General features: G+C 38.9%; 24 protein-coding genes and 1 tRNA gene. 22 read left to right on the plus strand and 3 right to left on the minus strand.

The annotated features are described in order from the left end of the window. Window positions 1-2: 2 nt before the first annotated feature. Together tsaE and ACLHK8_RS09565 are read left to right on the plus strand one after the other, a co-directional pair. The gene (tsaE, locus tag ACLHK8_RS09560; protein ID WP_323715179.1) at window positions 3-473 is read left to right on the plus strand and encodes a tRNA (adenosine(37)-N6)-threonylcarbamoyltransferase complex ATPase subunit type 1 TsaE; all 471 of its coding nucleotides are present in this window, start codon (window positions 3-5) and stop codon (window positions 471-473) included. Beyond that, complete coding sequence (locus ACLHK8_RS09565; protein ID WP_323715178.1) at window positions 470-979, plus strand: GNAT family N-acetyltransferase; 510 nt, start codon at window positions 470-472, stop codon at window positions 977-979. The genes tsaE and ACLHK8_RS09565 overlap by 4 nt, the downstream gene beginning before the upstream one ends. On the opposite strand, the gene ACLHK8_RS09570 is transcribed toward ACLHK8_RS09565, so the two are convergent. Continuing rightward, window positions 972-1508, minus strand: coding sequence for a 3'-5' exonuclease (locus tag ACLHK8_RS09570; RefSeq protein ID WP_057772229.1), 537 nt, complete (start codon window positions 1506-1508; stop codon window positions 972-974). The two genes, ACLHK8_RS09565 and ACLHK8_RS09570, sit on opposite strands and share 8 nt — an antisense overlap. A gap of 106 nt (window positions 1509-1614) precedes the next feature. Between ACLHK8_RS09570 and ACLHK8_RS09575 the strand changes: the two genes are divergently transcribed. The 3 genes from ACLHK8_RS09575 (at window position 1615) to ACLHK8_RS09585 (ending at window position 4458) form a co-directional block, all read left to right on the plus strand. Then, entirely contained in the window at window positions 1615-2529 is a 915-nt protein-coding gene (locus ACLHK8_RS09575; protein ID WP_323715177.1) for a Gfo/Idh/MocA family protein, read from the plus strand. 74 nt (window positions 2530-2603) lie between these two features. Next, complete coding sequence (gene murB, locus ACLHK8_RS09580) at window positions 2604-3458, plus strand: UDP-N-acetylmuramate dehydrogenase (RefSeq protein ID WP_323715358.1); 855 nt, start codon at window positions 2604-2606, stop codon at window positions 3456-3458. Between the two features lie 268 nt (window positions 3459-3726). Further along, a complete protein-coding gene (locus ACLHK8_RS09585) occupies window positions 3727-4458 on the plus strand; it encodes an MIP/aquaporin family protein (protein ID WP_323715176.1) in 732 nt (243 codons plus the stop codon). A gap of 61 nt (window positions 4459-4519) precedes the next feature. On the opposite strand, the gene ACLHK8_RS09590 is transcribed toward ACLHK8_RS09585, so the two are convergent. Beyond that, window positions 4520-5167 carry a DUF1361 domain-containing protein gene (locus tag ACLHK8_RS09590; RefSeq protein ID WP_434520321.1) on the minus strand — a complete coding sequence of 216 codons (648 nt, stop codon included), beginning with the start codon at window positions 5165-5167 and terminating at the stop codon, window positions 4520-4522. Between the two features lie 270 nt (window positions 5168-5437). Between ACLHK8_RS09590 and cdaA the strand changes: the two genes are divergently transcribed. From cdaA to ACLHK8_RS09630, 8 genes are all read left to right on the plus strand, one after another. After that, entirely contained in the window at window positions 5438-6289 is an 852-nt protein-coding gene (gene cdaA, locus ACLHK8_RS09595) for a diadenylate cyclase CdaA (protein WP_434520322.1), read from the plus strand. Further along, complete coding sequence (locus tag ACLHK8_RS09600) at window positions 6286-7164, plus strand: CdaR family protein (RefSeq protein ID WP_323715174.1); 879 nt, start codon at window positions 6286-6288, stop codon at window positions 7162-7164. The genes cdaA and ACLHK8_RS09600 overlap by 4 nt, the downstream gene beginning before the upstream one ends. Before the next feature lie 25 nt (window positions 7165-7189). Next, a complete protein-coding gene (gene glmM, locus ACLHK8_RS09605; RefSeq protein WP_323715173.1) occupies window positions 7190-8554 on the plus strand; it encodes a phosphoglucosamine mutase in 1365 nt (454 codons plus the stop codon). Window positions 8555-8782: 228 nt separating this feature from the next. Then, window positions 8783-10603: a glutamine--fructose-6-phosphate transaminase (isomerizing) gene (gene glmS / locus ACLHK8_RS09610; RefSeq protein WP_323715172.1), complete on the plus strand. Its 1821-nt coding sequence runs from the start codon at window positions 8783-8785 to the stop codon at window positions 10601-10603. Between the two features lie 243 nt (window positions 10604-10846). Next, window positions 10847-12154, plus strand: a complete 1308-nt coding sequence (locus ACLHK8_RS09615) for a glucosaminidase domain-containing protein (RefSeq protein ID WP_434520323.1) — start codon at window positions 10847-10849, stop codon at window positions 12152-12154. A 419-nt stretch (window positions 12155-12573) separates the two neighbouring features. Continuing rightward, window positions 12574-12879, plus strand: coding sequence for a hypothetical protein (locus ACLHK8_RS09620; RefSeq protein ID WP_057772246.1), 306 nt, complete (start codon window positions 12574-12576; stop codon window positions 12877-12879). Between the two features lie 102 nt (window positions 12880-12981). Further along, window positions 12982-13053, plus strand: a tRNA-Asn gene (locus tag ACLHK8_RS09625). A 173-nt stretch (window positions 13054-13226) separates the two neighbouring features. After that, window positions 13227-13934 carry a matrixin family metalloprotease gene (locus ACLHK8_RS09630; protein ID WP_236698812.1) on the plus strand — a complete coding sequence of 236 codons (708 nt, stop codon included), beginning with the start codon at window positions 13227-13229 and terminating at the stop codon, window positions 13932-13934. 76 nt (window positions 13935-14010) lie between these two features. On the opposite strand, the gene ACLHK8_RS09635 is transcribed toward ACLHK8_RS09630, so the two are convergent. Further along, complete coding sequence (locus tag ACLHK8_RS09635) at window positions 14011-14823, minus strand: Cof-type HAD-IIB family hydrolase (RefSeq protein WP_063697964.1); 813 nt, start codon at window positions 14821-14823, stop codon at window positions 14011-14013. A 211-nt stretch (window positions 14824-15034) separates the two neighbouring features. Between ACLHK8_RS09635 and ACLHK8_RS09640 the strand changes: the two genes are divergently transcribed. The 9 genes from ACLHK8_RS09640 to ACLHK8_RS09680 all read left to right on the plus strand — a co-directional run bounded on the left by ACLHK8_RS09640 (window position 15035) and on the right by ACLHK8_RS09680 (window position 23864). Continuing rightward, window positions 15035-15757, plus strand: coding sequence for a GntR family transcriptional regulator, LSA1692 subfamily (locus tag ACLHK8_RS09640; RefSeq protein WP_057772249.1), 723 nt, complete (start codon window positions 15035-15037; stop codon window positions 15755-15757). Between the two features lie 18 nt (window positions 15758-15775). Then, window positions 15776-17092, plus strand: a complete 1317-nt coding sequence (locus ACLHK8_RS09645) for a Sapep family Mn(2+)-dependent dipeptidase (RefSeq protein WP_434520324.1) — start codon at window positions 15776-15778, stop codon at window positions 17090-17092. Next, window positions 17093-18046: a N(4)-(beta-N-acetylglucosaminyl)-L-asparaginase gene (locus tag ACLHK8_RS09650; RefSeq protein WP_323715169.1), complete on the plus strand. Its 954-nt coding sequence runs from the start codon at window positions 17093-17095 to the stop codon at window positions 18044-18046. A gap of 20 nt (window positions 18047-18066) precedes the next feature. Beyond that, entirely contained in the window at window positions 18067-18594 is a 528-nt protein-coding gene (locus ACLHK8_RS09655; RefSeq protein WP_057772255.1) for a GrdB-related putative oxidoreductase, read from the plus strand. Between the two features lie 15 nt (window positions 18595-18609). After that, entirely contained in the window at window positions 18610-19920 is a 1311-nt protein-coding gene (locus ACLHK8_RS09660) for a PTS sugar transporter subunit IIC (RefSeq protein WP_057772257.1), read from the plus strand. 150 nt (window positions 19921-20070) lie between these two features. After that, entirely contained in the window at window positions 20071-20688 is a 618-nt protein-coding gene (locus ACLHK8_RS09665; RefSeq protein ID WP_057772259.1) for a sugar O-acetyltransferase, read from the plus strand. Then, window positions 20627-21631, plus strand: a complete 1005-nt coding sequence (locus tag ACLHK8_RS09670; RefSeq protein ID WP_434520325.1) for a DUF368 domain-containing protein — start codon at window positions 20627-20629, stop codon at window positions 21629-21631. Before ACLHK8_RS09665 ends, ACLHK8_RS09670 begins: the two co-directional genes overlap by 62 nt. 136 nt (window positions 21632-21767) lie before the next feature. Beyond that, on the plus strand, window positions 21768-22100 hold the full coding sequence (locus ACLHK8_RS09675) for an ArsR/SmtB family transcription factor (protein ID WP_063697954.1): 333 nt from the start codon (window positions 21768-21770) through the stop codon (window positions 22098-22100). 87 nt (window positions 22101-22187) lie between these two features. Then, on the plus strand, window positions 22188-23864 hold the full coding sequence (locus ACLHK8_RS09680; RefSeq protein ID WP_057772265.1) for an oleate hydratase: 1677 nt from the start codon (window positions 22188-22190) through the stop codon (window positions 23862-23864). The last annotated feature ends 45 nt before the right edge of the window (window positions 23865-23909 follow it).

Raw genomic sequence — 23909 nt, forward strand, 5'->3', positions numbered from 1 at the left:
TTATGTTTACAATAAAAACAAAGCAAGCAGAGCAAACCGAAAAAATTGGCGAACGACTCGCCGACAGTCTTAAGCCTAATGATGTGATTTTACTAGATGGCGACCTTGGGGCTGGAAAAACGACTTTTACCAAAGGATTAGCTAAAGGATTGGGAATCAAACGTTACGTAAAGAGCCCAACTTTTACCATTATTCATGAATACCGGGAAGGGCGCATGCCACTTTTCCATATGGACGTGTATCGTCTTGAGGACGGTGGTGGTGATGATCTCGGTTGGGATGAATATTTTTATGGTGATGGGGTTTCGGTAATTGAGTGGTCTCAGTTTATTCAGGATTATTTACCGGAAGATTATTTAAGAATTACCCTTAAACGAAATGACGAAAGCGATAATCAGCGCACATTAGACTTTGAAGCTCAAGGGGAGCGATACACAACTCTTTTAAATGATTTGAAAGAGGATTTAAAATGAGTGATGAAGTTAGGATCGTGGAAGCTGGGGCTGAGGATTCCCTACAGGTCTTGAAGTTACTCAAACAACTAGATAAAGAAACGGAAACTTTTACAGTTGAAGATGATCTGGCCAATTTAACGGTAGACACTGAAGCAAAACAACTGGAACTGATTCAACAAAGCCGCGAAAATCTTATCTTACTTGCCATGTATCAAGATGAGGCAATTGGTTTAGCGACTGTCATGAAAAGCGAAACTAACGAATTTGGTGAAGTAGGAGTGGCTGTGTTATCTGAACTTTGGGGACAAGGATTAGGGACCGCGTTGATGGAAGAAACCCTCACGTGGGGAGAATCATTTAGTTGGCTTTCAGGGTTGGTACTAACGGTCCAGGCGCGCAATCTGAGTGCAGAACATATTTATAAGAAACTCGGATTTGAAGAAATTGACCGTAACAAAAAAGGCTTCCGTGATAAAAACGGCGCCTCATTTGAAACGATTGATATGAAATTAACGTTTAGTTAGCCATTCGAATCAGGGGCTTTAATTGTTCAGTCCCAAAGTTATTTGCTTCGTACAGCAGGATATTTGCACATGCTAAGCTATCATCCAAAGCGTTATGATGATGATCCAGTTCAATACCAAGATGCTGGCAGACTGTATCCAACTTATGATTTTCAAAATCTGGGAAAAGTTTACGGCTTGTCCGAACGGTATCAAGCGTCAGATAGTGGGTCCGTTGCAAGTCATAATGCTCAAGGCAGCTCTTTAAAACACCATTATCAAATGGGGCATTGTGTGCGACAACAAGCTGATTAGATTGAAAAAGAGGATTGATAACTTGCCAGACCTCTGGAAATGTTGGTGCATCGGCAACATCATCTTCATGAATACCATGAATTTGCACGTTGCGCCAGCTAAATTCAGTATCAGGCTTGATGAGAGAGTAAAATTCATCAGCAATCTGATTCTCCCGCACAATGGTGAGTGCAAGCGAACATGCACTGTAACGTTTTGGGGATGCTGTTTCAAAATCCATTGCCACAAAATTCATAATTTAAAAATCCTTTCTAACTTTCTGATTGGTACTATTATAATCTGAAGGAAGTTAGAAAGATAGTAGAGAGTTTTAAAATCAAAATCATGAGAAGGCAAAACAAATGAAAAAAATTGGCGTTATGGGATTAGGTAACATTGCACAAAAAGCTTATTTACCAGTCATGACAAGCTTGCAGGATCAGTATGAATGGCATTTTTGTACACGTAATGATGAAAAACGGCGAAAATTGCAAGCCCAGTATGGGGTTACTCATGGGGAATCAAATATTGAAGAGTTGATCGCGGAGAAGCCACTGGCAGTGTTCGTCCATACGCCAACTGCAACCCATTACCAGATCATCAAGAAGTTGTTAGCAAATAATATTAATGTTTACGTGGATAAACCGGTCTCCGAAAACCTGGAAGAAGTGGAAGAACTTTATCGGTTGGCGGCTCAAAAACAGGTGATTTTAACGTGTGGTTTTAATCGGCGATTTGTTCCTTTAACTCAAAAGTTGAAGGTCCTACCAGATAAGCAAATTATTCGGGGTATCAAACTACGAGAGGATGCTGTTCAAGAGACTAAATTTGCAATTTATGACTTACTTATCCATGTGGTTGATACGGTTCGTTATTTACTAGATGAGCCAATCCAATCTCAGCAAACGCAATTGTTTACCACAGGTGAAAATTTAAAACAGGCTCTCGTAACCTTAAAAACGAAACATTCTTCAGCAACGGCGGAGATTAATTTAGTCGGCGGGGTCAATCAAGAAGAAATAACTGTTGAAACGGCCGGCGGGATTGCAACGGTTGAAAATTGTCAAACTTTCATAAAAAAAACGCCCGCTGGGAAACAAATTATTACGGCGCCAGATTGGCAACCCACATTGGTGACACGTGGATTTGATCCTTTGACTCGCCAATTTTTGGCGGCAGTCGAAGGAAAACAAGCAAATCCAGTTTCCGCAGAATCATCAATAGAAAGTCACAAAATTTGTCGAGATGCCGTTAAGGCCTTTGAAGTGTTAAACTAGAAATTAATTATAAATCTGAAAGGAACCGTAAGATCTTGCAAACGATAAATGAAACATTTCCAGGAATCAAAATCATGAGCCATGAACCGCTGTCAAAGTATACAAATACTAAAACAGGAGGTCCGGCCGATTATCTTGCTTTTCCGAAAACTGTGGTACAGGTTAATGAATTACTAACCTGGGCAAACCAGCAACAGATGCCTTTAACAATTGTGGGAAATGCGAGTAATTTGATTGTGCGCGATGGTGGTATTCGCGGACTAACGATTATCCTAACGCAGATGAAAGAAATTAAAGTATCTGGGAGCCAAGTCGTGGCCCAGGCTGGAGCGGCGTTGATTGCGACAACCGAAGCTGCATATCAAGCTGGTTTAACTGGTATTGAGTTTGCAGCCGGGATTCCTGGCAGCGTTGGTGGCGCAGTATTTATGAATGCAGGAGCTTATGGTGGCGAAATTAGTGAAGTGGTTAGCGAAGCGCAGGTTTTGACTCGTAAAGGGCAGATCAAAACGTTAACAAATCATGAGCTAGATTTCGCATACCGGCATAGCAGTATTCAGGATTATGAAGATATTGTTTTATCCGCAACTTTTAATTTAGCTCCAGGAAATGCGGATCAAATTCGAAATCGGATGGATGAGTTAAATCGCCTCCGGGCCTCAAAACAGCCCTTAGAATATCCCTCTTGTGGGAGTGTGTTTAAACGGCCAACTGGATATTTTACTGGCAAATTAATTCACGAATCTGGGTTACAAGGATTTCAAATTGGCGGAGCACAAGTTTCACAAAAGCATGCTGGCTTTATCATTAATGTAGGTGGTGCGACGGCAACGGACTATTTGGATGTCATCCATCATGTTCAAGGAATTGTTTTTGAAAAGTTTGGGGTGCATTTACAAACCGAGGTTAGAATTATTGGAGAAAAATAAAAGTTTTATTGATTGAGCGTATTTTAGAAAGCATTAGAAGGTTAGCGACTTCTAATGCTTTTTTTGTGATCTATCCCAAGCGATGAGTAGGAGCTATTATTTTAGGGAGTAAGCACCAAAAAGCCGCATTTGAGCTAGATCAAATAAGAATAAAATTATTTATGAATTAAATACAAACCAAAATTATCCTTTGATAAGTTTTTGAAATAGCGTATAGTGGTAAACAGTGTAAAAAATATAATTCTTTGGAAAGAAAGTGGGAAACATAATGCATTATAGCTTATTAATTCGTGCTGTAGCCGAGTTTATCGGGACAGCATTTCTAGTCATTTTGGGTAACGGATCCGTCGCCAACGTTGAACTTAAAGGAACGAAGGGTTCTAAAGGTGGGTGGATCTTAATTGGACTAGGGTACGGGGCTGGTGTATTAATTCCTGCAATGATGTTTGGAAATGTTTCTGGAAATCAAATTAATCCGGCTTTTACCTTAGGCCTAGCAATTAACGGAATGTTTCCATGGAGCAATGTGATTCCTTATCTTATAGCTCAACTTATGGGAGCCATCTTTGGCCAATTAGTTGTTGTTTGGTGTTACAAACCTTATTACAATCAAACGGAAGACCCTATTGCTATTCTTGGAACGTTTTCAACAATTGATGCCGCCCGTTCTTATCGTGACGGCTTTGTGAATGAGTTTGTTGGAACTTTCATTTTAGTTTTTGGTGCCCTCGCCATGACAAAAGATATCGCTTTTAAACAAAATATTGGGTTAGCCAACTTTTCAGTCGGATTTTTAGTGGCAACCCTAGTGATTTCGATGGGTGGAGCCACGGGGCCTGCCTTGAATCCAGTTCGTGATTTGGGGCCACGAATTGTACATGCTTTATATCCAATGAAAAATAAGGGTGGTTCGCATTGGGGTTATTCATGGGTTCCGGTTGTAGCGCCTATTTTAGCTGGTGTTTTAGCGACATTTATTTATAAAACAATTTTTATCTAATCAAAAAGATCTGTATCATAAACAAAAGGGTTGAAGTCGGTAATGACTTCAACCCTTTTGTTTAGTTTGTATTGCGAATAACACGTAAAACAACGTAGATAGTTCCTTGCAATAATGTCATCAAGAAAACGAATGCTAGCATTTGCCAGGACCACATATTAAAGATTGGTTTTAAAACCCATTCGGGACTAATCAAAAGATATATTGTATGGAGTCTTAAAAATCTTCCGATGAAAATTCCAATTGAAGATAAAGCAGTGAAAAATAGCACAATTCCCATTTCAACAAGCTGATTATGAATACTGTAGCGTTTAACGATTGACCGTGTGACTTGCATCATGCTCCACATACCAAGTATGACACTGGGGATAACTGCCAATAACATGTAAATATAATAAATCCACATTGAAATTGATAATCGAATTAGTCCAGTATCCGCATAGGGATGTAGCAAACTTAAGTGAAATAAATCAGTCAATAGGTAAGGAGCATTCGGATAAAAAAGCAACCAGAGTAAGATTCCCAGCCAAAATAAGCCTGTGTTTCTCGGAAAATTAGGACGGATATGAAACGCAATCTCGATTGGGATGTAGGCTAAAAATGTATTGAGAAGTAAGAAATGGTAGGGTGGGTGAACAAACAGAGCAATGTAGATTAGACCCAAGCCATAGCAAATTCGAATAAACCATTTAGTTTTTGTTGTCATCATGTTTTCCTCGCTGATTTTATTGTAGCAGAATATAGGAAACTTTTTCCATAAATCAACTCTAACTAATATGCTTTGGCCGGTAACCATTCTTGTGGCCTAAATTCAGACCGCAAGAAACATGGTCCTTCTCCGCACTAAGGTAATTATTAGCCAAACCCGCTAATAATTTTATATGCTTCGGCCGGTAACCATTCTTGTGGCCTAAATTCAAGCCGCAAGAAACATGGTCTGTGCTATAATTATTTTTGTACTGGTTGGGAGGAAAACCAAATGAATTTTGCTTGGAATCAACTGATTACCCTACATAATTTTATGAACCTAGTCGACATTCTTGTGGTGTGGTTTGTGATCTATGAATTAATCATGTTGGTAAGAGGAACAAAGGCTGTTCAACTCTTTCGAGGAATTGTAGTTATTATCTTAATTAAGGTAGTCAGCGTTCTCCTAGGATTAAGTACAGTTTCATGGATTATGGACCAGGTGATTAATTGGGGAGTCATCGCAATGGTTGTGATTTTTCAACCAGAAATCCGCCGTGGTTTGGAACATCTCGGCCGAGGGTCTATGTTTGTAAAAAATAAGACTAAAAACGAAGCCGAAGCACGCATGATTGCTGCTTTGGACAAGGCCATTCAATACATGTCTAAACGTCGAATCGGGGCTTTGATTACGATCCAAATGGATACCGGGTTGGAAGAATATATTGAAACAGGGATTGCTTTGGATGCTGATATCACAGGAGAACTTCTGATCAATATTTTCATTCCTAACACACCATTGCATGATGGGGCAGTTATTATTAAAGATAATAAAATAGCTGTTGCGGCAGCTTATTTGCCACTTTCACAGAGCACAATGATTCCAAAAGAACTCGGGACACGTCATCGAGCGGCAGTTGGTATTAGTGAAGTGACAGATTCAGTAACGGTTGTCGTTTCTGAAGAAACTGGCGAGGTTTCTATTACAAAAGATAATGAACTGCTACGGAGTATGACGCAAGAAGATTATCTCCGTTACTTTAGAGATCAATTTCTCAGTGATGAAGAGCCAGAAAGTCGCAACATTGTTCAAGACTTTGTAGAAGGATTGGTGACATTCTTCAAAGGAGGTCCTAAAAAATGAAAGCTTTTTGGAAAGAACGATGGGTTTACCGGATCTTGGCCCTGGTCCTAGCAGTTCTCCTCTTTACATACGTAAAGTCGGATCAGACAAGTTTAAACAACACGGCTTCAAATGGAAGCTCTAGTGATGCGACGCTAATGGCCAACAAAACAAAAACTTTGACGGTACCGCTCGAGTTGGATGTAAATAGTTCTAAATATTTAGTTAGTGGTTATCCTTCAAAGGTTAAAGTTAAGATTACAGGGCCTAGTGCTTTGGTAACCACGACGACAAATACACAGAATTTTAAAGCTTATGTGTCATTGCGAAAACTAGGTGTTGGCAAACATAAAGTGCAGATCAAAGAAGAGGGTTTGAATAAAGAACTGGCCTATAGTTTTGATCCGCAGTCTATCAATGTGACGATTGCTAATCGAAAAACAAAAACTTTTGCCATTCAACCAGAAGTCAATAAAGATGTTATTGCCAAAGGCTACGAAGCTAAAGCGGCAATTCTGCGATCACAAACGGTCACAGCAACGGGATCTGTTTCAGAAATTAATCGAATTACACAGGTAATTGCAAAAATTAATTTACCTAATAATACAAAAAAAGAAATTACTACTCAGGTTCTACTTCAGGCGTTAGATAATAATGGGAATACAGTGAATGTTATTTTGGATCCCCAAGCGGTCAGCGTCACTGTACCGGTACAAAAATCGGCAAGCTCATCAGATAGCAGTGACGAATCGTCAGCGGAATCATCTAGTACCTCAGCAGATAACAAACGAAATGGGTCGACCAGCGGGAGTAGTAAGACAAGTTCTTCGTCTTCATCCAGTTCGGCAAGCACTTCAAGTAGCGCTAGTGCTTCAGATTCTTCAAGTTCAAATTAATTTAAGAATAGAAAGAGGAAAAATCATGGCTTTGAAATATTTTGGAACAGATGGTGTGCGGGGAATCGCAAACGAGAGCTTAACCCCAGAAATGGCTTTTCAATTAGGCCGGACTGGTGGCTATGTTTTAACAGAACATGCTGAAAATACCAACGCACAACCAAGAGTTTTAGTTTCTCGAGATACGAGAATTTCAGGACAATTATTAGAGACAGCTTTAATTTCTGGGTTGCTTTCCGTGGGCATTGAAGTTTTGGATATGGGAGTTGTCACAACACCAGGAGTTGCTTATTTAGTTCGTAAACAAGAGGCCGATGCAGGCGTTATGATTACAGCCTCACATAACCCTGTTCAGGATAACGGGATTAAGTTCTTTGGTTCAGATGGTTACAAATTATCAGATGAATTAGAAGGCGAAATTGAGGTTTTAATTGATAAAGAAACTGATGAATTGCCACGCCCTTCAGCTGAAGGACTGGGTACGGAAAATGATTATCCAGAAGGAGCTCTCAAGTATACACAATTTTTAGAACAAACAATTCCAGATGATTTAGAAGGCTTGCACATCTGCGTAGATTCTGCAAATGGGGCAACCAGTGGATTTGTCTCTCAAATCTTTGCTGATTTGGGTGCTGAATTTGACACAATGGCTACTTCACCAAATGGATTAAATATTAATGCCAATGTGGGATCAACGCATCCAGAGGGCTTACAAAAATTTGTTGTAGAAAAAGGCGCTGACATGGGTGTTGCCTTCGATGGTGATGGTGATCGTTGTATTGCAGTCGATGAAAAGGGAAATATTGTTGATGGCGATAAAATCATGTACATCTGTGGAAAATATCTTAGTAAACGGGGACGTTTAAAGAAGGACACGGTTGTCACGACTGTTATGAGTAATCTGGGCTTGTATAAGGCTCTTGAAGCAAATGATCTCCACTCAGTCCAAACACAAGTTGGGGACCGTTACGTGGTTGAAGAGATGCTAAAGAATGGGTATAACGTTGGTGGTGAACAATCAGGGCACGTTGTATTTCTTGATTTTAATACCACTGGTGATGGCATGTTAACTGCCTTACAACTTATGAACATTGTTAAACAAACAGGTAAGAAACTATCCGAGTTAGCTGGCGAAGTGAAAACTTATCCACAAAAGTTGGTTAATGTAAGAGTCCAAGATAAAAAAGCTGCATTAAAAAACGAAAAAATTCTAGCAATTATCAAAACTGTTGAAGATGAAATGGCTGGTGAAGGTCGCGTCTTAGTTCGTCCTAGTGGAACTGAGGACTTGTTGCGAGTTATGGCAGAGGCAGCTACAAAAGAAGAGGTTTCAGCGTACGTGGATCGGATTGTCGATGTTGTACGTGCTGAGGTCGGCGTAACTGAATAATAAAGCTAAGTAACTGTTTGTGTTGAGAGGGTAGTGTTTGCCTAATCATGCAAACAGTTTTTTTAGTCACTTTTACGAATTAGGCCAATTTAATATACGGATAAGACCAAATTGAATATATGTGTTGACACTGCCCACGAACTGCGGTATTCTTATAGCCATTGAGGATATACCAATAGCGGATATCCATATAGACCAATTATAACTTATTTGTAAAGGATGTTGATTATGTGCGGAATTGTTGGTGTTACAGGAAGAAAAGATTCAGTGGAAATCCTGGTTTCTGGTTTAGAAAAGCTTGAATATCGTGGTTATGATTCGGCTGGAATTTATGTGAATGATGCCCAGAAGCAGGCTCATTTAGTTAAGGCCAGAGGAAAAATTGCAGATCTAAAGAAAAAACTGACTCCCGAAATTCAAGGGACAACCGGGATTGGGCATACCAGATGGGCAACAAATGGTGTTCCAAGTATTGAAAATGCTCACCCACAATTTTCCACAGATGAACGTTTTTATTTAGTGCATAATGGAGTTATTGAAAATTATGAAGAATTAAAAGCAGAGTATTTAAATGACGTGACCTTTGTTAGTCAAACAGATACAGAAGTTGTTGTGCAATTAGTAGATCGATTCGTGGTACGGGATGGGCTCACCACCAAAGAAGCGTTTAAAAAAACTTTGAGTTTGTTAAAGGGATCTTCTTATGCATTCTTGTTAATGGATTACGAAGATCCAGAAACACTATATGTAGCTAAGAACAAAAGCCCACTTTTGATCGGAGTTGGTAAGAATTTTAATGTGGTTTGTAGTGATGCTCTGGCGATGCTGAATGTGACAAAAGATTTTTTGGAGTTACATGATGGTGAAATGGTCGTTGTGACACCAAAAAAAGTTGAGATTACAAATCAAAATGGAGACACGATTCAACGGAAATCTTTCCACGTTGATTTAGATCCCAAAGAGGCTGATCGAGGCACTTATCCATACTATATGCTCAAAGAGGTCGACGAGCAGCCGGCAGTTTTACATCGGATTCAAAATGCTTATTTTAATACAGATGATATGCCTGTTTTACCAGCCAATTTATTAGCAGAAATGCAAAAGGCCGATCGACTTTATATTGTCGGAGCCGGAACAAGCTACCACGCGGGGTTAGTCGGGCAACGCTTATTTGAAAAGCTTACCAAAATTCCAACAGAAGTTGTTCTTGCATCTGAGTTTGCCTATGCTGACCCAATGCTGTCAAAGCATCCATTTTTCATTTTCTTAACCCAAAGTGGTGAAACAGCAGATAGTCGCCAGGTATTGGTCCGGGCTAATGAAGAGTGGCATGCACCGAGTTTGACAATTACTAATGTCGAAAATTCTACATTGTACAGGGAAGCAACCTACCAGTTGTTATTAAATGCTGGTCCTGAAATTGCAGTGGCCTCAACCAAAGCTTATACGGCACAAATTGCAGTTGAAGCAGTAGTGGCTAAAGCATTAGGCGTGGCTCTAAAGATTTCAACAGCACAAGATTTTAGACTAAATCATGAATTGAGCTTAGCGGCGAATGCGATTCAAGCCATTGTGGACGAGAAGGAAACCATTAAGGCCATCGCACATCGAGACTTGGAAACCACACGAAATGCTTTTTATATCGGACGTGGGGTTGATTACTTTGTTGCCTTAGAAGCAGCTTTGAAATTAAAAGAAATTTCGTATATTCAAGCTGAAGGCTTTGCTTCTGGTGAATTGAAACATGGCACAATTGCATTAATTGAAGATAAAACGCCAGTGATTGCAATTGTGACACAAGAAAAGACTGCCAGTCATACAAGAAGCAATATTCAAGAAGTTAAATCGCGTGGTGCGCAAGTTTCAATAATTGTTTCCAAAAATTTAGCTAAACCTGGGGATGATATAGTAATTCCGAGTCTTTCAGAATTGTTATTGCCCCTTGTGAGTGTAGTTCCCGCACAATTATTGGCTTATTACGCGAGTTTGGAACGCGGATATAATGTTGACCAACCTAGAAATTTGGCAAAAAGTGTCACTGTTGAATAAAAAATTACAAATAGTGCGAACTAACCTGTTGAGTGGTATTCAACAGGTTTTTTTGTCCATTAGGCTAATTTAATTGTTAAATTTTTGTTACATTCATCTGGCCCAGCTTGAAGAAGCCTGTTATATAGGGATTTATAAAATGTGGTTAATTTACGTATATTTCAAAATGATTAAATGCATTAAGATTTACCGGCGAAAGTTATATACTAATAGTTAAGATCATTACGATACGGGGGAAACAGTATGCATAAACGGTGGTTACCATTTATTTCATTCTTAATATTACTTTCGACAGTTGCTGTTTTGGGTTCAAACTCAAAGACCGTTCACGCAGATTCACCACAAGCTTTTATTTCGCGACTAAAGCCTGATGTTCAAAGCGTTTCATCAAAGTACAATTTGTATGGTTCTTTGATGATGGCACAGGCGGCTTGTGAGAGTGCCTGGGATCAGAGCCAATTGGCTATTAAAGGTAATAATTATTTTGGGATCAAAGGTACATATAACGGTAAATCGATAACGATGCGGACAGCAGAATACACTTCAGCCGGAAAATTATATTATACAAATGCAGCCTTTCGTAAATATCCTAATGTCAAAGCTTCCTTAAATGACAATGGAAAAGTTTTACGAAATGGAACGGCTTGGAACTCTTCTTATTACAAGGGAACTTGGAAAGAGAATGCTAAAACGCCTGAAGCAGCGGCTAATTACCTAACGGGTCGGTATGCAACAGCGCCTTCTTATGCGAAAAGTTTAATTAGCATTATTAAGGGTTATAATTTACACAATTTGATTGATGGTGTGAGCGTCAAATACACTAAGCAAAATATGTCGAAGCAAGTTAAGCTAAGTCCGGGGCATAATTTTTATAATCATATTCCCGGAAGTACTTACAGTTCTAAACTTACCCATTATGGGACGACTTATAAGGGTAAAACGATAACAATTGATAATTCGGGTGTTAAAAAGGGTACCAAAACGCCGTACTATCGTTGTTATTACAAAGGAAAACTTATTGGCTGGATTTATTCGACGGCAGTTGTAAATGTGACAAAATATACTTCCACATATAAAGTTGCTACAGTGAGTAATTCACCAAAGAACGATTTTTACAATCATGTAACTTCCAGTGTTTATTCTACAAAACGCACACATTATGGCACAACTTATCGCGGTAAAAATGTGACGATTGATAATCAAGCTGTTCGTGCTGGCACAAAGACACCATATTATCGTTGCTATTACAACGGAAAGCTAATTGGCTGGGTTTATGGCGGAGCTTTGACAGGTGTTCGTTATCTAAATACTACGTATACAAGTCAAACTCTGACAAGAACAGTCAAGGCTGTGCCTGGGCATGATTTTTACACACATATTCCTAAAAGTAACTATGGGTCTAAACGCAGGTATACTGGTAAGTCATACGCAGGCAAAACTGTCCAAGTAGATATGACAGGCGTTATTGAAGGAACAAAAACGCCATATTACCGCTGTTATTACAATGGTCAATTATTGGGTTGGATTTACGGAAGTGCTTTGAGTGCTTAATTAAGAAATTATGAACAAATAATTAAAATTCACTAGACTAAAATGAGAAAAAGAGGTATATTTAATTTACCATTTACTTACTTCCTCTTCCTGTTTACCCCAAATGAACACAGTGGAGGATATCTCTAGTTGGTGTATACGCCAGATGGTGAGGATCGGAATTAATTTTCCGATTTTTTTTGTGGAATTAAGATTAAATTTAAAAATTTGTTTGACACCGCTTACATATAGAGGTATCATTACTTCTGAAAGGTAGTAGAGCATCTCCTCTACCTTTAATCAATTCTCTTTCTCTCTTATGCCAAAAAGGTGTGTTTAAGCTATAAGCTTAGACACATCCTTTTTTTGTGAACTTTAACGTAAAACGCCTTGCTTACCAAAGGGAATTACCCTTATACTGAATATGAGGAGTGATAGCTGTGAGTAAACAAACTTTTACGTTGATTGAAGAAATTACGCGAAATGATAATTCTAAATATTTGGAAATTGCAGACATGGTTATGAATGGCCGTGCCGAATTGGCTTCAGAACGTAACTTTATTAAGGAAGTTCGAATTTTACAGCTGAATATTCCCCATTCAGCCCATGTGGTGAACTATGAGGATTATATAAACGAGCGTTATGAAATTCCAGATGAAGATATGGATCACTGGGAAGAGTGGAAAAAAGACGAAAAAATAATGATTGATTTTAACGCTGTTTTGAAGGAAAATCATATATCATAATTACATGGCGCAAAAATCTAGAAATAATTAGGCAATTATTAGAATTTAGTTGACAAGTCTGTGGGTTCCATGATATAAATATATACATGGTAATTAAGTAATTGCTCCGTAGTTCAGCGGTAGAATAATTGACTGTTAATCAAGAGGTCGCTGGTTCGATCCCAGCCGGAGCAGTATTGAATGACTAAAAGTTGTTATACAGCGTTAAAACGCTGGTATAGCAGCTTTTTTGTTTTCTATAAAAATTAGGATTTTTTTAAGTTAAATGAGATTGCGGGAAAAACAATCCAGACGTGCTATACTTTTTGGACTGAACAGTGAACACAAATTCAAAGTGGGGGATAATCGTGAGACGTAGAGCTTTTGTATGGATAATAATTATTATTGCCGGATTGTATTTCTCGACAAAAACAAATATTCAAGAGACAGCAAAAAACCTATATGCCGATAGCAAGCAAGAAATTAGCAAGGTTATCTCTGCTATAAATTCACAGCCAATAACCAATGAAATTAAAGTTGATCCGAATAGTAACGCTTCAAATAGTTCTAGCGCCAACACTACCACGCAAAACGCAACGGCGACAGAAAATGTTATTCAAGGTCATAAGTTGTCAAACGTTTATTATTATCATTTTGCAACTAACGTACCTAAAAATGTGCGAAATGCTTTTTTAGAAGCAGTTAAAATTTATAATCAGACGGGATTGGTAAAGCTGGTTGCGGGTACTGGTACACAGAGACAAAATCAAATTAAATTTTCTGTTTATAGTAAAACCATGACCTCTTCTCAACAAGGTGTAATTGAATTAGGGCTTGGTGGCCCAGAAATAATTCAACAAACTGGTTTGAATGCTTATACAGTTAATCATGCTAGTGCTAGTTTGAATACCCATTATTCATCAGCTGTTCACCTTTCAGTTGCAGTCCATGAACTGGGCCATGCATTGGGCTTGGCTCACAGTGGTAGTAAGGACTCAGTTATGTATCCGGTTGATCAAGGGAAAACAACTTTATCGGCAGCAGATATTGAAGGACTTAAAGTAATATACAAATAAATTTGTGTTTATGCTAAAAAAACTATGTCTTCTCAGAGAGGGCATAGTTTTTTTAGCATTGTTTTGATTGAAAAAACTAGACTAGTGCAAATTTCTTAATGGCATTGGCCAATCCACCGTCATCATTGGTACCTGTCACGAAATTAGCATGTGATTTTGCAAGGTCACTACCATTGCCCATTGCCACCGCGGTTCCAGCATAGTCGAACATTGCGATATCATTTCCTTCATCACCGGCGACCATCACGTCGTTTGCATCAAGTTTTAAAATAGATGCCAGGTTTTTTAATGCTTGACCTTTATTCACACCTGGATGCATTAACTCTAAAAAGGGTTTTGCCGCACGTATGACAGAGAGTTCATCACCGAATGTTTTTGTGACCAATGGTTGGATATTGTCTAATAACTTTTCGTCCCCGACAAACAAACCTTTGGCAATCTGGAAATTAGCCGGCAATTCTTCGGGTTTGCGGATCAAAATCCCCGCACTGTTTTCCCAAGCCTGCACGACGGTAATGGCATTTACATCATGATCGGCGGTATAAATTGTACCGTCCTCATCCAAAACATTAAAAGGAATTTGATGTTGTTGGCCGAATTCGGTCATTTTTCGATAATAGTTATTTTCAACAAGGTGCTTTGCGATTACTTTTCCAGCTACAGATTCAATGACAGCACCATTATAAGTAATTACATATTGATCATCACCAGAGATTTCTAATTGTTGAAGAAAATGAGCAACGCCGACAAGGGGACGGCCAGTACAGAGCACGACTTTAATTCCTTGAGCAATAGCTGCCTTAACTGCTGTAATGGTGCTGGGTAAAAGCTCACCCTTGGAATTTAGGAGAGTATCATCGACATCTAAAGCTATTAAACGAATTGGCATATAAGTAACCTCTTTTTGATTTTTAAAGCACCATACTAGTTAGCTAATTTTAGCGCTTACATACATTGTATCATGTTTATAGGCTTTTTTTGCTTAAGTTCAGATCTAAAAATAAACACATGGTATCGCTATCATATTTCGTGAAATTATGTACCTAACGTGATAGTATATACTAAACAGTACATACTATCTGACGGAGAGGAACGATGCTATGCAAGAAGCAAAATTTAAACGAGTTGCTGCGGTACTTAAACAGCGAGTTGAGGATGGCATTTATGGCACTAAACAGAAGTTACCCTCTGAATATGACCTTGCCGATGAGTTTAAAGTGAGTCGTTTAACAGTTAGAAAGGCAATTGAATCATTAATAGAAGCACATATCTTGGTTAAAAGTCGCGGGAAAGGGACGTATGTCATGGACACTCCCAAAGTTGAGAGTGGGCGTTTGGGTTTGCAAGGATTCACCGAGGCTTCTGAAGCCTATGGAAAGAAGAGCCATACTGAGGTCCTGTTATTTCAAAAGGTTCTCCATCCTAGTGATGAGGTCCTACAGGCGTTGCAAATGAAAACAGCGACTAAAGAATCTATTTATGAATTAGTTCGGCGGCGTTATTGGAATGATGATCCAATGACAATAGAGCAAATCTATATTCCAGAAACTTTAGTGGCAGGTAAATCGGCAGATGATTTTACTGGATCTTTATTTGCCATTATTGAACAGCATGAGCCAATCATGTATTCGAATCAAGAAATTGAGGCAATGTTGACTGATAAGAGAATTGGAGAACTCATGAAGATTCCAGTCGATAGTCCATTACTAAAAGTACAATCCATAACTTATACTGCGGATGCTAAACCAATATTTTTTGATAATTCTTATTATCGTGCTGATAAATACCGTTTCAAAACAACATTAGTACGTAACAAACTTTGATGGGAGGAATCTGATCAGATGGAAAATAAATTTCGATCAGTTATTACTAGTCAGGAACCTGATTTTTTGCAAATGCTCCAGAAAATGATGCAAGTTCAGAGTGTCAAGAGTAATCCAAGTGACAATGCACCGTTTGGCAAGGGGCCAAAACAAGCCTTGAAATTAGTGGTTAAAGTGGGTCGCAGTCATGGTTTCAAGACCGGAATTATTAATGATGCAGCCGCCTATGTACAGTGGGGGGATGACGATGACCATTACATTGGTATTTTTGGACATTTGGATGTTGTGCCAGCAGGTACGAACTGGTCAATGCCACCGTTTGATTTGACTAAGCGTGGTGATCGATTTTATGGACGAGGAATCTTAGATAATAAAGGGCCTAGTATGGCATGCTTGTACGGAATGAAACTATTGAAGGATATGGGCGTCACGATGGACCATACGATTCGGTTAGTATTTGGATCTGACGAAGAAAATGGAAGCGCAGACATGATTAAGTATTTAGATGAGGAATCGGCACCCATGTATGGTTTTACACCTGATTGCAAGTATCCCGCCGTGTATGGAGAACGAGGAATTGTGAATTATGCTATTAAAACGCCAATTAGCAAGGATGAGCTTAAACAATTTAAAATACTTAATCCAGAAGCACAATCCTCTGATCATGTCCCGGATTCAGTAGAGGCATTGATTAATCAAAAAGAAATGACGATAAATGGTAAACGTTCACCTTCTAATGCGCCAGAAATGGGAGAAAATGCTTTAACTTTATTAGCTAAGGAGCTTGATGACAATCAATCGTTTAAAGGTCAACTAGGCGACTATTTCCACTGGTTAGCGAGTTTGCATGGTGAACATTATGGAATTGGACTCGGAGTTGAATTTGCGGATGAAGATAGTGGCAGGTTGATTATGACGCCTTACAAACTGGAAATCCAATCAGATAGTTTGGTTTTGTTTATCGCTATTCGCTATCCAGTCTCTGTAACGGAGGATCAAGTTACAAAAGGAATTCAAAAACATGTTTTACCCAAAAGTACCATTGAAATTGTGCGGTCAATGCCAGGAGTTATGCATTCAAAAGACCAGTTTTGGATCAAACAACTTTCAGTTGCGTATGAACAAGCTACTGGTTTAGATGGGACTCCAGTTACGACCACTGGTGCAACATATGCGCGAGAAGTGCCCAATATTATTGCTTTTGGGCCTTCGTTTCCGGGTCAAAAAGGGATTGCCCATAAGCAAGATGAATATATGGACGAACAAGATTTATTGGCAAACATGGAAATTTATATGAACGCAATGGTGGCACTAGGACAGGGAAAGGATGATTAGATGACATATGGAACAATCGCCACTTGGCGGATGGCTCATGAAGGTGTAGTTAAAGCGAATGAGTTGTTAAAAAAACAAGGCACAGCTGGGGATGCAGTGGAAGCCTTAATTAATACGGTCGAAGCTTATCCATATTACAAATCAGTTGGTTATGGAGGATTACCCAATGAACAAGGGGTCGTTGAAATGGATGCTGCATTTATGAACGGTGACAGTTTTGCGATTGGTGCTGTGGCCGGAATCCAAAATGTGAAACATGCTGTTTCGGTAGCCCGTAGCCTGAGTCACGATCATTTCAACAGTTTTAGGGTCGGATCAGGAGCCACACAATATGCAATGCAAAATGATTTTGAAATTGTAAATATGTTAACACCGCGCGCAAGAAAGATTTGGCAAAATCGGTTGAAAGAGATGCGAGAAAAGAATCTTAATCCATATGATGGCCATGATACAGTCGGTGCAATTACCTTAGATTTGCAAGGATCAATGGCCGCCGCAACTTCAACATCAGGATTATTCATGAAAAAAGCTGGACGAATAGGTGATTCACCTTTATCTGGATCAGGATTTTATGTCGATAGCGAAGTTGGCGGTGCTGCTGCAACTGGGTTAGGGGAAGACATTATGAAGGGCTGTCTTTCTTATGAAATTGTGAGACTAATGGCTGATGGCAAAACTCCTCAAGAGGCTTGTGACCAAGCGGTTTATCCATTCATTGAAAAACTAAAGAAACGCTATGGTAAAGCTGGAGAATTTTCATTAGTTGCAATGAACCATAAGGGGGAGTGGGGTGTAGCTACCAACGTCGAATTTACTTTTAGTGTTGGTAACGAGCAAAAGGCATCTCGGATTCTAATGGCTAACCCAGGACCAGATCAAACGACAATTATTGAGCCGATCACACAAGCGTGGTTAGATGCTTATGAAAAAAGAATTAAAGCGCCTGTTGAATAAAAATTCGAGGAGGTTTTGATATGAAAGTCATTATCATATTAGATCAGATTCAATCAGGATTAGGCGGTAAAGAACGTGCAGACACTGTATTTGGAGGAAAGAGAATTGCCATGGGCAGTGCGGATACGTTAGAGAAAAGTTTGAAAAAAGTTGACGGTGAAGTGTTAGGAACATTTTATTGTGGAACTGATTATTATCAGGAAAATAAAGATCTGGTTCAAAGTAAATTTACTAAAATGGCTGAAAAGATGGATGCTGATGTGGTTGTCATTGGACCAACCTATGACTATCCCGAGTTTTCAACGATGGGTTGCGAGTTGGCGCAAGCTTTTCAAGAAAAAACAATCATTCCAGTTTTAGTGGCGACAGCGATTGAGAAAAATGCCGACTTGATTGCACAATACAAACAGAATTTGACCATTGTTAAGGTCCCCAAAAAAGGGGGGACCGGATTGTCCGATGCGTTGAAAAATATTACAAAAGGCTGTCAGTTAGCTTCAAAAAAAGTAGATATGACAGAGTTCAAACAACAGTACTGTTATCAATAGAATGGAGTGAGACTAATGCAAAATAGAGCTGAAAAGATCTTAATGCCAATTGCAACTAAATTAGGCAATAATGTTGTGTTACGTTCGTTACGTGACGGATTTTTAATCATTACCCCTTTAATTATTGTGACCTCATTTTTCCTGTTGATTGGAAACTTTCCAATTCCTGGTTGGAGTAATTTTTGGACGGGAATTTTGGGACCTCATTGGAGTGAATGGTTTAGTTCCGTATCCAATTCAGTATTTAGTTTTACTGGGTTACTCGGTTGTTTTGGGATTGCTTATGCTTATGGCAAAAATCGTGGACTTCAGGCTGTAAATGCAAGTGCAGTGGCAATTATTTCTTTCTTGATTTTGACACCCACAACATTAAAGGTTGGAAAAACAACTTATGGTGCTGTTGAGACCATGTACTTAGGACCAAATGGGATTTTCCTCGGAATTTTCATTGCGCTGATTAGTGTTGAATTATATCGTTTTGCAATTAAACGACACTGGACGATTAAAATGCCAGAAGGAGTACCTCCCGCAGTTTCGCAATCATTTGATGCCTTACTGCCAAGTGCGTTAGTTATTTTTACTTTTTTCGTTATTCGAATTCTGTTTAGTTTAACTGATTTTGATACTGTTTATAATTTTATTTATACAATGCTTCAGGCTCCTTTAAAAAATGTCGGAAATTCAATGCCTTCAGTAATCTTGTATAATTTCTTGGCCAGCTTGCTATGGTGTTTTGGAATCAATGGACCAACCATCACAAATGCGGTTTGGTCACCGATCTTCTTTGTTTTGACGCAAGATAATTTACAGGCTTTTCAAAATCATTTAGCCTTACCTCATATTTTTACGCAACCATTTATTGATATCTTTACCACTTATGGTGGTGGAGGAAGTACTTTATCCTTATTAATTGTCATGTTAGTCATTTGTAAATCGAATCGAGTTCGTCAGTTAGGGAAGTTAGCCATTATTCCGGGTATCTTTGGAATTAATGAACCAATTATTTTTGGACTACCAGTGGTTTTGAATCCCATTATTGCGATTCCTTTTATTATTATTCCAACGTTAAACACGATTATATCAGGTTTAGTAATGACTTGGGGATGGGTGCCACATACAAATGGGGTCCTGCTTCCTTGGACAACGCCACCAATTATTTCTGGCTGGCTCTCTACGGGAAGTTGGACAGGTTCTGTGTTACAGTTGTTTGAAATCATTCTTGGAATCATTATTTACTATCCATTTATTAAGATGTTGGACAATCAATATTTACAAGAAGAAAAGGCAGCATCGGCAGATTTGGATATTGATTTTAGCGAAGTATAAAAAAGTGAAATGCTGTAAATTAAATTAAAAACTATTATCTTTGATAATGGTTTTTTTGAATTTAAATATTTAGAAAAACTTAAACAGTATTTCAAATGACACTCGTTTCAAACTTCGATATAATCAAGTTAAATATGCGGAGGAAATTTCATGACCAACAAAGAAAGAATGCTAAATAGCCAACTGTACGTGGCAAATGATCCGGAGTTAAAGAAAGATTTTAAACACGGGCGGGTGCTGACCCGATTATTTAATAAGACAACTGAAGAGCAAATGACTTATCGAAAAGAATTATTAGGAAAATTATTCGGTGAAGTCGGAGAACATATTTTTATGGAACCGCCATTTCATATTGATTACGGCTTGAACACAACAATTGGTGAGAATTTTTATGCTAATTATGATTGTATTTTTATTGACGTTGGTAAAATTACGATTGGCGATAACGTGATGTTTGGACCGCGAGTAAGTTTATATACTGCCGGGCATCCGATTGACGCGACTGTTCGAGTTGAAGGATATGAGTATGGTTATCCAATTACAATTGGAAATAATGTTTGGATTGGCGGAAACGTGGTGGTTAATCCGGGCGTGACAATTGGAAATAATGTCGTTATTGGTTCGGGATCAATTGTGACCCATAATATTCCAGACAACGTGATTGCGGTGGGTAATCCGTGCCACATCTTACGTGAGATCAATGATGATGACAAACAAAAATGGGAAGCACAAAAGCAAGCATATATCGCTTCAATGGACGCAGAATAGGAAAGAGGTAAAGCAAATAAAAACAAAAGCATATATCAACACAATGAAAGGCTTTCTAATTGGAATTGCTCTTGTAATTCCGGGGCTTTCAGGAAGCATGTTTGCAGTTGTCGTTGGGTTATACGAAAAAATGATTGAAGCAGTTTCTACATTTCGCAGCAAGCCAAGTAAGAATATAAAATTTTTACTTCCCATTATGTTGGGGGCAGTAGTCGGGGTTTTAGCATCCACTAAACTGGTCTTGTGGTTGTGTGAACAGTTTCCAGTAATGAGTTATGGATTCTTTATCGGGTTAGTTATTGGCGTTTTACCGTTTGTATATAAGAAAATTCGGCAACAACATTTAAAAGTGTGGGACCTTGCCCTTATTATTTTGGGGTTTGCCTTTATCATGGTCATTAGTCATCAAGGAACAGAGGGGACTAGTGAATTTGTTGCTCTGACAAACCTAAATGGTTTGTCGGATTGGGCAACAATAATATTTGCCGGATTCTTCGCGGTTTCGATGATGATGATTCCCGGAATTTCTGGTGCGGTTATGTTAATGATGGTGAACCAGTACGGTACAATCTATAATTCAGTCGCCAAACTCTTAGATACAGTGATGTTTTTATTGGTTGGTAAGTTTGATCAGGCAAAATCAGCATTTTCGTCAGTCATGATTTTGCTACCGTTTATCATTGGTGCTGTCATTGGCGTGATTCTCATGGCGAAAGTTTTACATTTTTTATTAAATCGTTATGCCCATCAAGTTTATTGTGCGGTCTTGGGGATTATTGGGGCCGGAATTTGGATTTTAATGGAACTTGCAATTAAAGGAGCCATGGGTAACGTCCAAAGTGGCGGCTCATGGGCTGGTGTGATTGTGTCGCTTGTGATCTTTATTGTGGTAGGGACGTTAGCAACCATATTCCTAGATAAACAAGAAGCAACCGATGCCTGATTTTGAGTTGAAACTGTTAGTCGAGCGGCTAGCGGTTTTTATTTTTTAATTGGTTGTAAGCGGTTGCTAAAGATTTGAATACATGTTACTATATTCATGAATTTAAATATTTGAATATATAGATAGAGGTGAGCCTATGGAAGAGGTACTAATGGAACCAAAACAAAAGGCGGCTTTGGATGAATTTATTAATGATCTGGATATTTTAAATGCGTTGGCTGACAAACATCGGCAACGAATCATTATTTTATTGGGATCTCGTTTGAAACAGGGAATGACGGTTAGTGAGTTAACATCTCAGTTGGACATCTCACAACCGGCAGTTTCCCACCATTTAAAAATTTTGCGGGCAGTTCATATCGTGGACTCAATGCGAAATGGCCTGGAAAACAATTATTTTTTAACTTTGGATGATACGTTAGACCGTTTGGAAAGAATTGTAAAATTAATTAGAGAATCAAATGCGTAACTTAGAGGTATAAACACTCGGGCCAACCGGGTTAGGTGTTCAAGTGTTTAGAAACTTAAATATTAACAACGAATAGGAGACGATATAATGGCAAAAGCATATATGATCGGAACCGGAATTGGTAATTTAGCAGCTGGTATTTATTTAATTCGTGATGGTGGCTGGAGTGGCGACCAAATTACGATGTTTGGGCTTGAAAAACACGGAGCAAATGATGGCGCAAAGGTTGCAGATTATGAAAGTGAGTATGGTAATCCGGCGTTAAAAAATAATAAAGGTTTTCTTGCTAAGGGCGGCCGGATGCTCAACGAGGAAACTTATGAAAATCTGTGGGATGTTTTAAGGACAGTTCCTTCTCTGGATAACCCAGGGCAGTCAGTTACAGATGATATTTTAAATTTTGACCATGCACATCCAACTCATGATGTGGCCCGTTTGATGGACCGAGTTGACGGAATTCGCAATAAGGGCGATCAAAAAGACTACAATCATATGCAGTTTAATAACCAGGATCGCATGTTGTTAACCAAACTCATGATGATGCCAGAATCAAAGGAACCACAGCTGAATGACATTAGTATCGAACAGTGGTTTGCGAAGAGCCCTCACATTTTCACAACTAACTTCTGGTACATGTGGCAAACCACTTTTGCTTTTAAGAAGGAAAGCTCTGCTATGGAGTTACGACGCTATATGAACCGAATGATCTTAGAGTTTAGTCGGATCAATACATTAGAGGGTGTGACGCGAACACCTTATAACCAGTATGAAAGCATTATTCTCCCAATGCGTAAATACCTGGAAGACCACGGGGTTAACTTTGTAGATAATCGTAAAATTACGGAATTTATTTTTAAAGATACGCCGTTGCGTGATGACATTGTAGTGACCGGCTTGAAGTACGAAGAAGTGGATAATGATAATAAGGCCGGTGAAATTGAAATCGGTGAAAACGACTTTGTTTTTGATACCAATGGATCAATTACGGATAGTTCATCAATTGGAGATCTTGATACCCCAATCAAAGAAAATATGGAATACGCCCCTAGCGCTGCTCTTTGGAAGCAAGCTACAGAGCACTTCTATAATTTAGGAAATCCAGATAAATTCTTTGCGGATCGTAAACAGAGTGAATGGTTAAGTTTTACAGTTACAACCGATAATCATTTCTTATTAAATGAAATTTCTCGAATTACTCAACAAGAACCCGGGAATGCATTGAACACCTGGATTGACAGCAGTAATTTGTTATCAATTGTTGCCCATCATCAGCCCCATTTCCATGCACAAAAAGAAAATGAAACTGTTTTCTGGGGATACGTTATGTATCCACGACGTAACGGTGACTATGTAGATAAGCCGTTTATCGAGATGACAGGTAAAGAGATGCTAGAAGAGCTATTAGGCCACTTAGCAGCGGTTGATCCTGCCCGAGACAACATTGCCGATCATACTGAAGAAATCATGGCTAGTGTTGTGAATGTTATTCCAGCGTACATGCCTTATGCAAGCGCGTTGTTCAATCGACGAGCAGTTGGAGATCGACCAGCCGTTGTGCCAAAGAACTCAAAGAACTTAGCGTTTATCAGTCAATTTGCAGAAATGCCTTTTGATATGGTATTTACGGAACAGTACTCATTCAGATGTGCACAAGTGGCCGTCTACCACTTTATGGGACTTCCAGACAGTGAATTAACCCCATTACATCATTATGAAAAGCAGCCAAAAGTGTTGGCAAAAGCAACTAAGACGATGTTTAGATAAATTCTTGCAAACTAAAAGAGTTATGATCTGTGAAGGTCATAACTC

It is taken from the genome of Pediococcus sp. M21F004 (genome assembly GCF_051122535.1).
Taxonomy (GTDB): Bacteria; Bacillota; Bacilli; order Lactobacillales; family Lactobacillaceae; genus Pediococcus; species Pediococcus inopinatus.